General features: G+C 40.3%; 17 protein-coding genes. 2 read left to right on the top strand and 15 right to left on the bottom strand.

The genetic code is table 11. From position 1 onward, the window contains the following. Positions 1–61: 61 nt before the first annotated feature. The 9 genes from KZX55_RS00085 to KZX55_RS00045 all read right to left on the bottom strand — a co-directional run bounded on the left by KZX55_RS00085 (position 62) and on the right by KZX55_RS00045 (position 5,715). Positions 62–460: a YtxH domain-containing protein gene (locus KZX55_RS00085; RefSeq protein ID WP_061588299.1), complete on the bottom strand. Its 399-nt coding sequence runs from the start codon at positions 458–460 to the stop codon at positions 62–64. Between the two features lie 15 nt (positions 461–475). Continuing rightward, positions 476–859, bottom strand: coding sequence for a DUF948 domain-containing protein (locus KZX55_RS00080; protein WP_000895025.1), 384 nt, complete (start codon positions 857–859; stop codon positions 476–478). Beyond that, the gene (gene lgt / locus KZX55_RS00075) at positions 860–1,648 is read right to left on the bottom strand and encodes a prolipoprotein diacylglyceryl transferase (protein ID WP_045617417.1); all 789 of its coding nucleotides are present in this window, start codon (positions 1,646–1,648) and stop codon (positions 860–862) included. It abuts the gene before it with no gap. Then, positions 1,641–2,576, bottom strand: a complete 936-nt coding sequence (gene hprK / locus KZX55_RS00070) for an HPr(Ser) kinase/phosphatase (protein ID WP_000115137.1) — start codon at positions 2,574–2,576, stop codon at positions 1,641–1,643. The genes lgt and hprK overlap by 8 nt, the downstream gene beginning before the upstream one ends. A 131-nt stretch (positions 2,577–2,707) precedes the next feature. Further along, positions 2,708–2,884, bottom strand: a complete 177-nt coding sequence (gene rpsU, locus KZX55_RS00065) for a 30S ribosomal protein S21 (protein WP_000048054.1) — start codon at positions 2,882–2,884, stop codon at positions 2,708–2,710. Positions 2,885–2,977: 93 nt separating this feature from the next. After that, positions 2,978–3,535, bottom strand: coding sequence for a hypothetical protein (locus KZX55_RS00060; RefSeq protein WP_248022662.1), 558 nt, complete (start codon positions 3,533–3,535; stop codon positions 2,978–2,980). Positions 3,536–3,652: 117 nt separating this feature from the next. Next, a complete protein-coding gene (locus KZX55_RS00055; RefSeq protein WP_007520319.1) occupies positions 3,653–4,273 on the bottom strand; it encodes a Type 1 glutamine amidotransferase-like domain-containing protein in 621 nt (206 codons plus the stop codon). Positions 4,274–4,286: 13 nt separating this feature from the next. Beyond that, positions 4,287–4,904, bottom strand: coding sequence for a class I SAM-dependent methyltransferase (locus KZX55_RS00050; protein ID WP_025172558.1), 618 nt, complete (start codon positions 4,902–4,904; stop codon positions 4,287–4,289). 103 nt (positions 4,905–5,007) lie between these two features. Continuing rightward, entirely contained in the window at positions 5,008–5,715 is a 708-nt protein-coding gene (locus KZX55_RS00045; protein WP_000864599.1) for a glucosamine-6-phosphate deaminase, read from the bottom strand. A gap of 149 nt (positions 5,716–5,864) precedes the next feature. Between KZX55_RS00045 and queA the strand changes: the two genes are divergently transcribed. Continuing rightward, positions 5,865–6,893 carry a tRNA preQ1(34) S-adenosylmethionine ribosyltransferase-isomerase QueA gene (gene queA / locus KZX55_RS00040; protein WP_248022661.1) on the top strand — a complete coding sequence of 343 codons (1,029 nt, stop codon included), beginning with the start codon at positions 5,865–5,867 and terminating at the stop codon, positions 6,891–6,893. Between the two features lie 39 nt (positions 6,894–6,932). On the opposite strand, the gene KZX55_RS00035 is transcribed toward queA, so the two are convergent. The 5 genes from KZX55_RS00035 to KZX55_RS00015 are packed head-to-tail and all read right to left on the bottom strand — an operon-like array spanning position 6,933 to position 11,633. Next, positions 6,933–7,793 carry a YihY/virulence factor BrkB family protein gene (locus KZX55_RS00035; RefSeq protein WP_248022660.1) on the bottom strand — a complete coding sequence of 287 codons (861 nt, stop codon included), beginning with the start codon at positions 7,791–7,793 and terminating at the stop codon, positions 6,933–6,935. Between the two features lie 29 nt (positions 7,794–7,822). Then, entirely contained in the window at positions 7,823–9,877 is a 2,055-nt protein-coding gene (locus tag KZX55_RS00030; protein ID WP_248022659.1) for a cation:proton antiporter, read from the bottom strand. Positions 9,878–9,888: 11 nt separating this feature from the next. Next, complete coding sequence (locus tag KZX55_RS00025; RefSeq protein WP_000361094.1) at positions 9,889–10,143, bottom strand: hypothetical protein; 255 nt, start codon at positions 10,141–10,143, stop codon at positions 9,889–9,891. Further along, positions 10,136–10,693, bottom strand: a complete 558-nt coding sequence (locus tag KZX55_RS00020) for a tRNA (mnm(5)s(2)U34)-methyltransferase (protein WP_248022657.1) — start codon at positions 10,691–10,693, stop codon at positions 10,136–10,138. The genes KZX55_RS00025 and KZX55_RS00020 overlap by 8 nt, the downstream gene beginning before the upstream one ends. Further along, positions 10,677–11,633, bottom strand: coding sequence for a TIGR01212 family radical SAM protein (locus KZX55_RS00015; protein ID WP_000867027.1), 957 nt, complete (start codon positions 11,631–11,633; stop codon positions 10,677–10,679). The genes KZX55_RS00020 and KZX55_RS00015 overlap by 17 nt, the downstream gene beginning before the upstream one ends. 91 nt (positions 11,634–11,724) lie before the next feature. Between KZX55_RS00015 and KZX55_RS00010 the strand changes: the two genes are divergently transcribed. Beyond that, entirely contained in the window at positions 11,725–12,084 is a 360-nt protein-coding gene (locus tag KZX55_RS00010) for a DUF3397 domain-containing protein (RefSeq protein ID WP_212576451.1), read from the top strand. Positions 12,085–12,217: 133 nt separating this feature from the next. Here the strand turns inward: KZX55_RS00010 and KZX55_RS00005 are convergent. Continuing rightward, the coding region (locus KZX55_RS00005) for a Cna B-type domain-containing protein (protein ID WP_248022655.1) at positions 12,218–14,773 on the bottom strand (2,556 nt) is incomplete at its 5' end.

Genomic DNA, 14,773 nt, shown 5'->3' with positions numbered 1-14,773 from the left:
ACCACAAAGACAGGCTTGCAGATAAAAATCACCATCTCCAAAAACCAGAGATGGTGATGCATTATATTTCAGTAATATCAATGATAATTTCTTCTTGGCTTTCAGCGACGTCTGGAGTTGCTGACTGTTCTTGCCATTGCTCCTTGAGATTGTTAAAGGTTTCCTTTGACGCTTCTGTCGCTTGTCGAGCACAGTTTTTAGCTTGGTCAAGGACACTATCAAAAGTAATTTCACCAAATTCTACTTGTTCCTTTGTTTTCAGCACAAAGTCAGTTGCCTGTTCCTTCACTTCTGTTAGTTTTTCACAAACCTGCTCTCTAGCATATTCTGGATCTTCTCTCAAATCATCTAGAAAATCCTGAGCTTGACTACAAACTTGCTTACCCTTGTCACTTGTCAAAAACAAAGCAAGAGCCGCGCCTGAAACCGTACCTAAAAGGATAGAGGATAGTTTTCCCATAAGATTTCTCCTTTTTTATTTTTTGAAAAATTTACTTGCGACACGAAGAGCGGACAAGCCTGCACCTGTTTTAATGGTCTTTGAACCAGCAGATGAAGCTTTTTTGCCTAAGACACGTGCATGTTGGTTGAGGTCAGATACTGACTCAGACAAGTCCGCCACCGCCGTAAAGAGTGGATCAATAGTCGCAACTTTGTCGTTAATATCGTCTGCTAACACATTAACCTTAGCCAACAATTCATTAGTCTGATGCAAGGTAACGTCCACATCTGAGCTCAATGTTTTGATGGTCTTCTCTGTCTCATCAATCATACGACCTGCTTTTTGAATCGTGATTGTCAAATAGACTAAACAGACAATCAAAGCAATCGCAACAAGTATATATGCAACTTCTAACATTTATTTTTCCTCCTCAGTATGATAGAAAGGGGCTTTCTTTCGATTTTGATAAAGTATGATAAAAATACCGAGTCCGATAAGAACAACTGATAACCACTGGGAAACTCGCAGACCAAAGAACATGAGACTATCCGTCCGCATGCCTTCGATAATCATACGACCAAAGCCATACCAAATCAAGTAGAATGCCGTAATATGACCACGTCTGATTCCCTTTAATTTTCGTCTAAAAATCAGAATCAAAGCAAATCCGATCAGATTCCAAACCGACTCATATAAGAAGGTCGGCTGACGGTAGCTGCCATCAATGTACATCTGGTCACGGATAAAGCCTGGCAAATAATCCAGACTATCTACTGCTGCACCGTAGGCTTCTTGGTTAAAGAAGTTCCCCCAGCGTCCTAAACTCTGGGCAACCATGACGCTCGGTGCTGCAATATCTAAGAAATCCCAAGTATTAATCAGCTTTCTATCTGCAAAGATATAAAGGACAATAGCGCCCGCTATCAAACCTCCATAAATGGCCAAACCACCATTCCAGATGGCAATGATTTCACCTGGATTTTGCAGGTAATAATCTAAGCGAAAGAGTACGTAGTATAGTCTAGCACCTAAAATCGCAACTGGAAAAGCAATCAGAATGAAATCCAAAATATCATCTGACAGGATTTTCTTTTTAGGAGCTTCCTTCATGGCAAGGTAGACTGCCAAAACCAAACCAGCCACAATACACAAAGCATACCAACGAATAGAAAAAGGACCGATTTCAAATGCGACTGGATTAATCATTTTTCACCTCATTTTGAGCGATCAGACTTGTCAAGCGTTCTTCAAATAAACGTGTCGCATCAAAGCCCATTTCCTTAGCACGGTAGTTCATGGCAGCCGCCTCAATGACAACAGAAATATTGCGTCCTGTTTTTACTGGGATGCGGATACGTGGAATGGCTACACCAGAAATCTCGATTTCTTCAGCATTATTTCCTAAGCGATCGAAGGTCTTATGCGTATCATAATTTTCCAAATAAACTGCTAGTTGAACTTGTGAAGAATCCTTAACTGCACTTGCTCCGTAGAGACTCATCACATCAATAATCCCCACTCCACGAATCTCAAGTAAATGCCTCAAAATTTCAGCTGGCTCTCCCCAAAGGGTCATTTCGTCTTTTGCAAAAATATCTACACGATCATCTGCCACCAAACGGTGTCCACGTTTCACAAGTTCCAGACCAGTTTCACTCTTACCGATACCGCTATCCCCTTGGATCAAGACACCCATGCCATAAATATCCATCAAGACACCATGAACACTGGTCCGTTCTGCCAAACGAGAATCCAAATAGCTAGATAATTCTCCTGATAGGCGACTAGTAGCTGTTCGACTGGTTAAAATCGCAATCTTACATTCCCTGGCAGCTTTCAACATTTCTTCTGGAACTACTAAACCACGCGCAACAATAACCACTGGTGTTTCTGGTTGAAACATCTTGGTCAACACCTTATAACGGTTGTGAGAAGACATGGAGACTAAATAAGACCATTCCTTCATTCCCAACAGTTGAAGCCGCTCCGGAGTATAGTAATCAAAATAGCCCGTCATTTCCAGACCTGGTCGAGAAATGTCCGCAGTATTGATTTCTTTTTCAAGTAAATCGCCTTCACCGTAAACAATGTCTAATCTGAGCTTTTCAATGACTTCTTTTACTAAAACCGACATAATTTCCTCCTTCAATCGAGTTCTCCCTACTATTATATCAAATTGTGGTAGGAAGTTTCCTTTTTTTGCAGGATTTACAGTATTTATTTGGAAAGAAAAAAGACTAGACAAGTCTAGCCTTTCATTTCAAATTAGAATTTTTTACGTTTACGAGCTGCTTCTGATTTACGTTTACGTTTTACAGAAGGTTTTTCATAGAATTCACGTTTGCGTGTTTCTTGAAGAGTACCAGCTTTAGTAACCGCACGTTTGAAACGACGAAGTGCATCGTCAAGAGATTCATTCTTACGTACTACTGTTTTAGACATTTTTTTCACTCCCTTCAAGTTCAAGATCTATTCCATTTTACACACAAAGTGAATAATTGTCAAGAGAAAAGCAACCATAAACTTTTATTATTTTTACTTTCTTCTTTTGAAGATGAAATAAATCACTAAGATGCAGAGAATCAATCCCAAAACAGCTGGTTTCACAATCGATATGCCACTTCCTCCGCTAAATAAAAGACTATGGGCAACCTTCAGAAACGCTCCGATCACTACCGTTGCTAATAATCCATACCAACGTCTACTCCACGTTAAGGATATAATCGCCGTAAAAAATGCTAGAATCGTCGCCAGAATAATAACTTTTTCAATACTCCATCCGCTCGTAAAATAAGTCTTCTCAAAATTCAAAAACTCAATTACTTTTACATCAACTATTTCCGGCTTTGGAAACCAGAACATGCTAGTAAATAGGCAAAATATAGAAAAGAAAATCAGGCTATAGGATTTTTTATAAGCTCCCATTACAATTGGAATAATAAAGAGAGGGCGAATATACCAACTCAGAGTATTCTGGTGTCTAGTAAATGCCCACTCAAAGAAGCTCGTATCTGATAAAAAAACGACAATGATCGCAATCGTTAGAAACAAGAAAACAACCCCACCTATTTTATCTAACGTTTTTATTTTCATAACTTTTCCCTTCTTGAATTCATAAGATTAATCTATCCATGGCAGATTCCCGCTAAGTGAGTTATCAACCCCTAATCGTTTTAGTGATAAAATATCAATGTTCTTCCAACCACACTTTTATTCTATTGTCAAGATATCTATTTGCTCATCGTTAACGATAATTGCTTGGCTGTTATGAAGTGGTCGCAATTCAAGCTGCTTTTTATAGGTTTCAAAGGTCTTTTTGCTACTATCAGTAAAAGGTTCCTCACCATAATGTGGAAGGACATAAAAATCCACTTCATCTAATCCCGCTGTATCAGATAACTCTGTCGCTACCGTCTTGTCGTCCATGAGTTTATTGTAGTCAATATCCTTGGCTGTAATGATAGCCCCTGCTGATTCTCCCACATAGACCAACCCATCTCTTATTTGCTCTTTGATGAGAGATAGGAGTTGCTTTTTCTTTAATTCTTGCAATAAATAAAAGGTATTCCCGCCTGAGATATAAAGAATCTTGCTTTGGAAAATCTTTGCCTGAGCAGTTTCTCGATCACAAGAAGCAATATCTAGAACCTCTATCTCAAATCCTAAATCCCTGAATGTTTGCTGTGCCTCATCGATATAGGCAGTATAGTCCTCTTTGTTCCCAGCGGTAGGAATAAATAAAACCTTATTTTCTAGATTCTTTTCCTTTGCATAATCGCTAAAAAGCTTTTTGACACCAGCAAAGTATGAACATAAAAATAATTGTTTCATGATTGTACCTCCATTAATGTTTAACAATTTTATAAAGGATCCATGATCCCTTTCTTTGACTAGTTACGAGCTCAAATCCTACCGATAACAAGAATCGTCTAAATGCTTCTTCGCTTTGAACCTCTGGTAAAAAGTAAGACAACTTGTTATATTCACAAGCCAGTAAGAGCATCCCGTCTGATTTGAGTATTCTTCGAAGTTCCATAAAAGAAGCCTCTAAATCCTGCCAATGAAAATGAGTTTGAAAAGCTGTGATTAAATCAACACTTTCATCAGAAAAACCTGTCTCCCTAACATCTCTTCGTTCAAAATTTAGATTAGTCATCTCTATCTGTTTGGCTTGAGCTATTGCAGTATCTGAAATATCGATTCCAGTGATGGTACTTTGCGGAAAATTTTCTTTCAGCAGGATGGTTGAACGACCATTCCCAACTCCTACATCTAAGATTACAGGGTAAAATGTCCTATCCAGATGACGAATTGCCCATACAAACATGGGGAGATAGGCTCGATTCCATAATTTCATCATTCGTTTTCCTAGAAAGCCCGAAGGATTCTTTGATTGCTGAATTAAGCGACTAAACAGAAACATTAAAAGTAAAAAACAAATAAAACCGATTATATAAATCAAAATTCGAGCCTCCCCGTATAGCTATATTATACCACTTTAGCAGGATAGTGAACAATTGAAGTAAAAAGCCACTCACTCCAAAGAGTAAGTGGTTCTTGTCATTTTACTTTTCAAGCAAGCTGAGCGCTTCAGCATCCGCAATAATAGTCACATCAGGGTGGTTTTGTAGGCTACTTGCTGGGAGATTCTCAGTCACTGGTCCTGATACTGTGCCAGCAATGGCTTCTGCTTTCGACTCACCGTAAGCAAAGAGAATAATTGACTTGGCATCCAAGATGTTTTTAATTCCCATTGAAATGGCTTGAGTTGGAACGTCTTCAATCTTGTCAAAGAAGCGAGCATTGGCTTCGATAGTAGACTGGTCTAGGTCTACAAGGTGTGTCTGGCTATCAAAGGCAGTTCCTGGCTCATTAAATCCGATATGTCCATTGCGACCAATTCCCAAGATTTGTAAATCAACAGGATGGTCAGCCAAAATTTGATTGTAGCGTTCAACTTCAGCTTCAGCATTGTCCTTAATCCCACGAGGTAAGAAGCTTTCTTTAAATGGTTTTTGGTTGAATAAGTGTTCTTGCATAAAATGACGGTAAGACTGAGGATTGTCTCCGTCAAGCCCCACATACTCATCAAGGTTTACACTGGTTAGATTTGAAAAATCAAGGTCACTCTCAACGATTTCCTTGTAAAACTCAAGCGGGCTGCTTCCTGTTGCAAGTCCTAATGTTTGAGCACCATTGGCCAATTTTTCCTTCAAAATCTCAAAAGCTACTTTTCCACCTTCGACTTGATTTTCAACTTTTATAACTTTCATCTTTTCATCCTCCGTTTTAATCTATATTTATTATATGGTATAGACCAATTTTTGTCAAGTGAAAACGATTTAATTTCTAAAAAAAGAGCGCCCAAACTTGAAACATGTTATAATGGATAAGATTAGAACTTAGAAAGAATGATGAAAAAATGAATACTGCTGATTTTGATTTCCACTTGCCTGAGGAATTGATTGCCCAAACGCCCCTTGAAAAACGAGATGCCTCCAAACTCCTTATCGTTAATCGCGAGACGGGAGAAATGCAGGATAAACACTTCCACTCCATTATCGATATGCTGGAACCTGGAGATGCACTCGTTATGAATGACACCCGCGTTCTTCCTGCCCGCCTCTATGGCCAAAAAGAAGAGACAGGAGGCCATGTGGAACTTCTCCTACTCAAAAATACTAGTGGTGATGAGTGGGAAGTTCTGGCTAAACCTGCCAAACGCCTCAAGGTTGGCACTCGTGTCAATTTTGGCGATGGTCGTCTCAGCGCTGTCGTTACGGAAGAATTGACCCACGGAGGCCGCATTGTCCGCTTCGAATACCAAGGAATTTTTCTAGAAGTCTTGGAAAGTCTAGGTGAAATGCCACTACCACCCTACATCCATGAAAAACTGGATGACCGTGAACGTTATCAAACCGTCTACGCTAAGGAAAGTGGCTCTGCTGCAGCACCGACTGCTGGCCTCCACTTCACCAAAGAACTGCTAGCAGAAATCCAATCCAAGGGTGTCCATTTGGTTTATTTGACTCTCCACGTTGGTTTAGGAACTTTTAGACCTGTTTCTGTGGACAATCTGGACGAACACGAAATGCACTCCGAATTCTACCAACTTTCTGAGGAAGCAGCAGCCACTCTTCGCTCTGTTAAGGAAAATGGTGGACGCGTCATCGCTGTCGGAACCACCTCTATCCGCACGTTAGAGACTATTGGTTCCAAGTTTGACGGGCAAATCCAGGCTGATTCTGGCTGGACCAATATCTTTATCAAACCTGGTTACGAATGGAAGGTTGTGGACGCCTTTTCAACCAACTTCCATCTGCCAAAATCAACTCTGGTCATGTTGGTTTCTGCCTTTGCCGGCCGTGAATTAGTCTTAGATGCATACCAGCACGCTATTCAAGAACGCTACCGTTTCTTCAGTTTCGGTGATGCCATGTTTATCTATTAAGAAAATCCCTATTAGGAAACCTAATAGGGATTTTTCTAATCATTCCATACTAAACTTTTGATCTTTCAAGCTCTGAACACTGGCATTGATAACTGCTCCGATAATCAAAATCTTTGCAATGAGAATAAACCAGAACATCATGACTACCACGATGATGGAACTGAAAAATCGGACATCCACTAGGTGATTGACATAGTTATTAAAATAAACAGAAAAGATATTCAATAAACCGATAAGAGTTAGCAAGACAAAGATACTTCCTGGTAAAACATAGCGGATTCGTGGTGTTTTTACTTTTGGAAGGAAATAGTAAATCATGACTAGAATGGCAAAGATCAAGGCATAGACCAGAGGACCTGTAAAATCTTGCAGGTAAGAAAATAGCGGACTGTCTGATTGCCAGTAAGTTTTGAGGAGGTTGAGCAACATACGACCAAACATACTCAAAAACAAGGCTAGGGCAAAAAGAATCTGCAAGCCGAGGCTAACAAGCAAACTCATCAACTGATGGGAGATAATCCCTCGACTTTTGGTCACCCCATAGGCTTTGTTAAAAGCTTTTTGGAGGAAATCCATTGATTTTGAAAAGGTCCAGAGTGCAGATAAAACGGCAAAACTCAGCAAACCAGTCGATGGTTGAGTCAGAACTTCTCGGACAATCTTAGCGACCACATCATACACCGTATCAGGCAAGAATTCCTTGATCGTCAGTAAGAAATTTGAGACCGGAATCTGAAAATAAGGCAAAATATTGACCATTATCATTAGCAAAGGAAAGATTGAAATCAACCAATAGTAGGCAACCGCAACACTGGTCAACTCGCTATCAGATGCTTGATAATAATGCAAAAAAGCTTTCAATAAGGGCCTGTCCATCAGCTCTTTCCACCACTTTTTCATGTTCCATCCTCCGTCATTTTCTTCATCATCTAAGTTCTTCTGATTAAATCTACCATATCATAAGGCAAGGTATTTGCGGCCTCTTTCAGAGAATAATTCTCTAAATTATTCACATTTTGGCGTAGTTTTTTAGCATACTTGGCTGTTATCAGTTTAGCCTCTTCGTATTCAAAGATTGCCTTACGTTCGAGATAGTAGCCTCGTAGCATTTCATCGATATTGTTTGGCTTGATGCGATTGATAACCCGCTCAACAAAGGCACCACTTCCAATAATGGCCGTCTCGCGTAGACGAGACTCTTGCATAAAGCTAATCAGAGAACTCTTGTAAACCCCTTTGAGGTTTTCCAAACTCTCGATAATCAACTCTGTATTTTCCAAATACAACTCTGAAATCTGATCATAGTCAACTGCTAATAGTTTACGAGATTCTTCATTCATCCAACTACGGAAAGTTTTGCCAAAGGTAAACATTTCATGGAGTAGAAAGCGCAGTATCCGTAAAGAAACTAGGAAGTAATAAGTCACTCTAGAAGCGAAATTCCGATTGATACTCTGCTCCATGTTTTTTAGGTAACGCTGGTAAACTCGATAGCCACGCTCGCTGATTCTATTTTCTTCGTAGGCTTGCTCCAAACCGTCACTCTCAATACTCAAGATAAGAAGCTTGAGAGACTCCCAGTCCTCTTGGACTCTTTTATTTTCCTGACTAAGGATGAGGTTTTCAATCCGACCATGGTAATTATCAATAGCTGCATAAAGAGGAAGTTTGTTCTTGTGATGGTCCAGCTCTTTTTCTAATTCTGCAGCTACATCATTCAGAATCGCTATATGCATCAAATGGTCCTTGCTTTCCTCTTGTTCTTCAGATAAGTGAGGGAGGACTAGTAAACCCGTTAAAAAGCTCAGCAGTGTAACGCCTGCTACAAGGAAGAGCAATAAAGGATATTCCTGCTCCAAATGACTTGGTATGAGGAGAATGGTCGCGATAGATACTGTCCCTTTGACACCAGAGAAGGTCAAAAGAAGCATATCTTTCATGTACTTATGAATTTTTTTCTTAAGTCGACGCGTCCTCACAAAGTAAAAACCAGCAATCATGACAAAGCGGATCGCAAAAAGCAAGAAGGTCAGAACGACAACTGAAATCAGTAAAAGAAGGGGATTGTAGAGAGAATTAGACAAAATTGGCTCCGCTATCAACTCTAATTCCATTCCCAAGAGAACAAAGACTGAGCCATTTAGCATAAAGGTCACAGTATGCCAGACGGTCTCCGTCACGGTGTCTACCTGAGCCTCAAGGAGCGTAATTTTCTTAAAGCGACTGGCCTTCAAAATACCTGCAACCACTACTGCGATAATCCCTGAAACATGAAACTCTTCTGCGATAAAAAAGGTCATGAGTGGCAAGCTTAGCTCTAGCAATAGTTCACTGGCTATATCTATCGCTCGCACACTCAGTAAAAAGCTATGCAAGAAACGATTGACCATAGCCGTCACAAAACCGACTACAAAACCACCAAGGATGGAAAGTGCTAGGGAAGTCCCAGCTTGGCTGAAAGAAAAAGTTCCTGTTGTCCAAGCAGCAAGGGCCATCTGAAAGGCAACCAACCCAGAAGCGTCATTTAAGAGCCCTTCCCCTTTTAGAATATTAGAAACCCGTTTAGGAAAACGAAAACGTTCAGAAAGAGATGCAAAGGCAACCAAATCTGTTGGCCCAAGTGCCGCTCCAACTGCTAAACAGGCAGCTAAAGGAAGAGTCATCCAAAGGAAGTGAGCCATGCCTCCTAAGCTTAAGGTCGAGATAAAAATCACAGGAAAAATCAGAAAGACAACAATCCGCCAGTGCTTCAAAATGGATGTAATATCCGCTTCTTCTGCCTCTCGGAAAAGTAAGGGACCAATAACCATGGCTAGAAACAGCTCTGTATTGAGATGAAAGTCCGCATCGGGAACAAATAAACCTATCCCAATCCCCAAAAGGATTTGTACAAGAGGAAGGGGCAGAAAAGGGAGAAGTTTATTGGTCGTGGTTGAAATGATTAAGACAAATAAAAATAGAATCAAGTAAATGAGTAATTCCACACAATTCCTCCTTAATCTTTTTTACAACAAGATTCAAAAATCTCCTTTTGCTCTTGGATTTTCTGATCAATCTTAGAACAGTCTTTGTGCTCAATTTTTTTCTGGCATCGTTCCATTTCAAGAGCCACTAATTTTTTCTTGATTTTAAGCATTTTCTTGCTCATATGTGCTTCGTCGAGCACCCCGACTGCTCGCTCGTGATGCGTTGACTCGACAAAATTTTGGCGCATTGCCTCAAGCTTCTCACGAAGGTATTGTTTATCCATGTCTATACCTTTCTAATTTTTCAATCATAACTAAAAACGGTGGATTATTAACTTGGTTGAGAGTCCGATAAATGGCAGCTGTATACTCTTGTTGGTTCAACTGGCTAACAAAATCCAATACAGCATCCCTCTCGGCGTCTCCTCCTTCATGACCATAGTAAATCATGATTGCAATCCGTCCCCCTTTGACAAGCAAGTGACACAGCTTTTCTAAGGCTTCTATAGTAGTCTGAGGTTGGGTGATGACGGATTTGTCAGCAGAAGGTAAATAACCAAGATTAAAAATCCCTGCCTTAGCTTCTGTCACAAACTGGTCTAGTGTCTCATGACCTTTCAAGATTAACTGGGCATTTTTCATTCCAGCCTGATCCAAACGCTCTTGCGTCTTCTCCAAAGCCTGCTCCTGAATATCAAAGGCATAGACTTGCTTGGCTAACTTGGCTAGAAAAAGGGTATCATGGCCATTGCCCATGGTCGCATCCACTACGATATCCTCTTTTGTCACAACTTCCGCCAAAAAATCATGTGCCATCTCAAGTGGTCTTTTCATTTTTAAACTCCTGTTTTACAGCCTTGCATCCTTGCACACTTCCGCGGCGGCGCATCTCAGTTTCAATAGCATTTAGCACTTCCCATTTATTGAGGCTCCACATGGGACCAATCAGCATATCTCTAGGTGCATCTCCTGTAATTCGATGGATGACGATATGCTTGGGAATGATTTCTAGTTGGTCACAAATGACCTTGACATACTCATCCTGACTCATCAGTTGCAAGCGTCCTTCGTGGTAATCTCGCTGCATCCGTGTATTGGTCATGAGGTGAAGCAAGTGCAGTTTAATTCCTTGAATATCATTATCCGTAACACAGCGACGGACATTTTCGACCATCATCTCATGAGTCTCACCGGGCAAACCGTTAATCAAATGGGAAACAATCTCAATCTTAGGATATTTCCTCAAGCGTTTGACCGTTTCCACATACAATTCATAAGAATGGGCACGGTTAATCAGGTCAGAGGTTGCTTCAAAAGTAGTCTGCAAGCCCAATTCTACAGTCACATGCATACGCTCCGACAACTCAGCCAAATATTCGATGGTTTCATCGGGTAAACAGTCTGGCCGTGTTCCGATATTGATCCCTACTACACCTGGCTCGTTGATAGCCTGCTCATATCGCTCCCGAATCACTTCCACCTTTTCATGGGTGTTGGTAAAATTTTGAAAATAAACCAAGTACTTCTGAACATCTGGCCATTTGCGGTGCATAAAGTCAATTTCCTTATAAAATTGCTCACGAATAGGGGCATCCGGTGCCACGATGGCATCTCCAGAACCTGAAACCGTACAAAAAGTACAACCACCATGGGCTACAGTTCCATCCCGATTTGGACAGTCAAATCCCGCATCGATAGGAACTTTGAAAGTCTTCTCTCCAAAAAGTTTTCGATAATAATCATTCAAGGTATTATAAGATTTCATAACTTTCATTATAACAAAAAACACCCACAATCTCAAAAGCCTGACTTTCAAACAAATTCCCTTGTTTCTCATTTCCTTTAGCGTTTTTTTATGATACAATATGGGTATGATTTTAATGAAAATAGCATCTATTTTATTATTGATATTAACCTTGGTGGTTTGCTTTATTGTCACCAAACTGTTCGGACTTAAAAAAATAGGGTTTAATTTCGCGGATCTCGCTTTTCCACTTTTGGTATTCGAGTACTATCTGATTACTGCTAAAGCCTTTACCCACAACTTTCTACCGCGACTTGGTGTTGCTCTTTCTCTCCTAGCCATCCTCCTAGTAGTCTTTTTCCTTGTCAAAAAACGAAGTTTTTATTACCCTAAATTCATCAAATTTTTCTGGAGAGCCGGTTTTCTCCTTACCTTAATCATCTACATAGCAATGATTGTCGAATTGATGATGGTAAAATAATTACCAACCCAGTATTAAATGCTGGGTCTTTCTTTTACTCCTATATCTAAAAAAGACCAGAGGAATCCTCTGGCCTTTTTATCACAGATTAAACCTAAGAAAAATAAATGAAAACTATCTTTCTCACGCTAGATTATTTATTTTTACGGCTTACAAAGTACAATCCACCAGTCACTGCCATCAAAGCAAGTCCTGCAACTACTGCTGCGTTAGATACTTTTTCACCAGTATTAGGAAGTTGAGGTTTTTGTCCTGGTTTTCCTGGTTCATTTGGTTCACCTGGTGTTGGTTTTTCTGGAGTGTATGTATTTGTGATATTGAAGTCTTCTACTTTAGATGTGTAACCTTTAACTGGAACTTCTACTACAGAGTATTCGATTGCTTGACCGTCTTTGTAACGATCAAGCCCTGTGAACTCATAAGTCCAACCAGTTGCTTCTGAAGCTGTGGCTACTTTATCAGTCTCTTTACCATCAATAAGAAGTTTTACTGTGATAAATGGTGGACGAGCATCTGTATGGTTTTCATCACCTTTCCAGATCTTCTTACCTTTTACAGATGTTTTCTCTGGTATGTGGGTGTTGGTCACATTCATACCAGTTTCAGTAGCTGTGTAACCTGTAGGAACACCAACTTCTTTGACTGTGTACTCGATTGGCTTACCATTTTGGTAACGGTCCAGATTAGTAAATTCATACTTCCAGCCTGTTTCCGCTGTAGCTGTAACTTCTTGGCCAGTTTCTTTACCATTCGCAAGTAGCTTCACTGTGATAGATGCTGGACGGATACGATCTTGGTCGTTATTGTCAATCCAAGTCTTTTGTCCACTTACAGCAATTTTTTCTGGTGTATATTCATTGGTAATGGTGTACTTACCTTCTTTTTCTGTGGTGATTGTTGAAGTATATCCTTTGACAACCACTTCTTTGACTTTGTACTCGATTAATTTACCATTTTCATACTTAGGAAGTGCTTTTGATTCGAACTTCCAACCAGTTGCTTCTGATACTTCAATTTCTTGAGCGACTTCTTTATCGTTTTTAAGAATTTGAACTTTCACAGATGTTGTACGTTTGCCGTCTTGGTTGTTGTTATCTTTCCACACCTTAGTTCCTGAAAGGATAACTGTATCTGGATTGTGGGTGTTTGTCACTACTTGACCAGTTACAGAGGCTTCATAGCCAGCTGGCACATCCACTTCCTTGATTGAGTAAGTGATTTCTTTACCAGCTTCGTATTGTGGAAGATTTGTGAAGGATGCTACCCAAGTGTTAGCGTCCGTCTTATCCTTAGCTGTCAAGGTCAATTTCTTACCTTCAACAGCTACTGGTTTAGATCCACCTACAGATTTGAAAAGTTGAACTGTTACGGACTTAGGACGTTTGCCGTCTTGGTTGTTCGCATCGTTCCATACTTTTGTTACCTTGTAGTCGATTTCTTTTGGCGCATATTTGTTTGTGATGGTAAAGTCTGTAATAGTTGATTCGTATTCTGCTACGGCTTCTTCTGTTACAGTGTATTTGATTTCTTTACCAGCTTTATATTTTGCTAATTTTTCGAATGTAGCAGTCCAAGTTCCGTCTGCGGCTGCTTGGACTTCTTTCGATGCGACTTTCTGACCGTCTGCTAAAAGATTGATTGTAATCTTAGTTGGACGTTTGCCGTCTTGGTTATTCGCGTCATCCCAGTTCTTAGTAGCTGTGATGTCAACTGTTTCTGGAGAATAGCTATTTGTGATAGTGAATCCTGATGCAGCGTCACCAGCAACCTTAGAAGTGTAACCAGGAACAGTTACTTCTACTACTGTGTACTGGATAGGTGTGCCACCCTTATCAGCATCAAGGTCTGTGAAGCTTCCAGTCCAACCGTTTGCGGCATTGAGTTCAAGTGTTTTACCAGTATCTTGACCATCTGCAAGCAATTTAACTGTGACAGAAGCTGGGCGTTTACCATCTTGGTTGTTCTCGTCCTTCCATGCTTTCTTCACAGAAACTGAAGTTTTCGCCGGAGTGTATTTGTTTGTAAATACAAGATCTTTTGCTTCTTTTGAAGCCGTTGCTTTCAATTCAGTTGCACTTACTTTTTCAACCGTTACTTCAACTTCTTGAACTGTCTTATCGTAAGTGATTCCTGCTTCAGAGCCAACAACTTCTGAGATAGTGTACTTGTGAGTTCCCACTTGGCTCTCATCATATGAGATTGGTGAGAAGGTCACCGTTCCATCAGCAGCGTTTGTCACTGTTTCAAGCTCTTTGTCGCCTTCTTTCAGAACAAAGCTGTATTTACCTGCTTCAAGGTCTTTACCTTCAAGAACTTTCTTAGCTCCAAGAGTTACACTTGTAGCCCCTACTGGTGTGTAAGTATTCTCGAATACTTTTTCACCGTCATAAGCAACGGTTGCTTCAAGGACACCTTTACCATTGTCCGCTACAGTTACTGTAGCTGTGATGGTTTTCGTATCGTACTGGATACCTGTAGCTGTACCCGCTTTTTCAGCAATCTTATAAGTATAAGTGCCTGCTTTGTCGAATTCCAATTCTGAGAACTTAACGTTTCCGTCTTTGTCATTCTTCACGGTTTCTTTCACATTACCGTCTTGGTCTGTCAAAGTGAACTCAAATTCATCAGCTTTCAACTCACGTCCAGTCAACTTCTTAGTCACTTCAAGAGCTGCTTTTGCTTTTGAAGT

Origin of the sequence: Streptococcus halitosis (assembly GCF_023147855.1) — a bacterium.
GTDB classification, from domain to species: domain Bacteria; phylum Bacillota; class Bacilli; order Lactobacillales; family Streptococcaceae; genus Streptococcus; species Streptococcus halitosis_B.
Note: the sequence above shows the minus strand (reverse complement) of the source record. Positions and strands in the feature narration are given on the sequence as shown.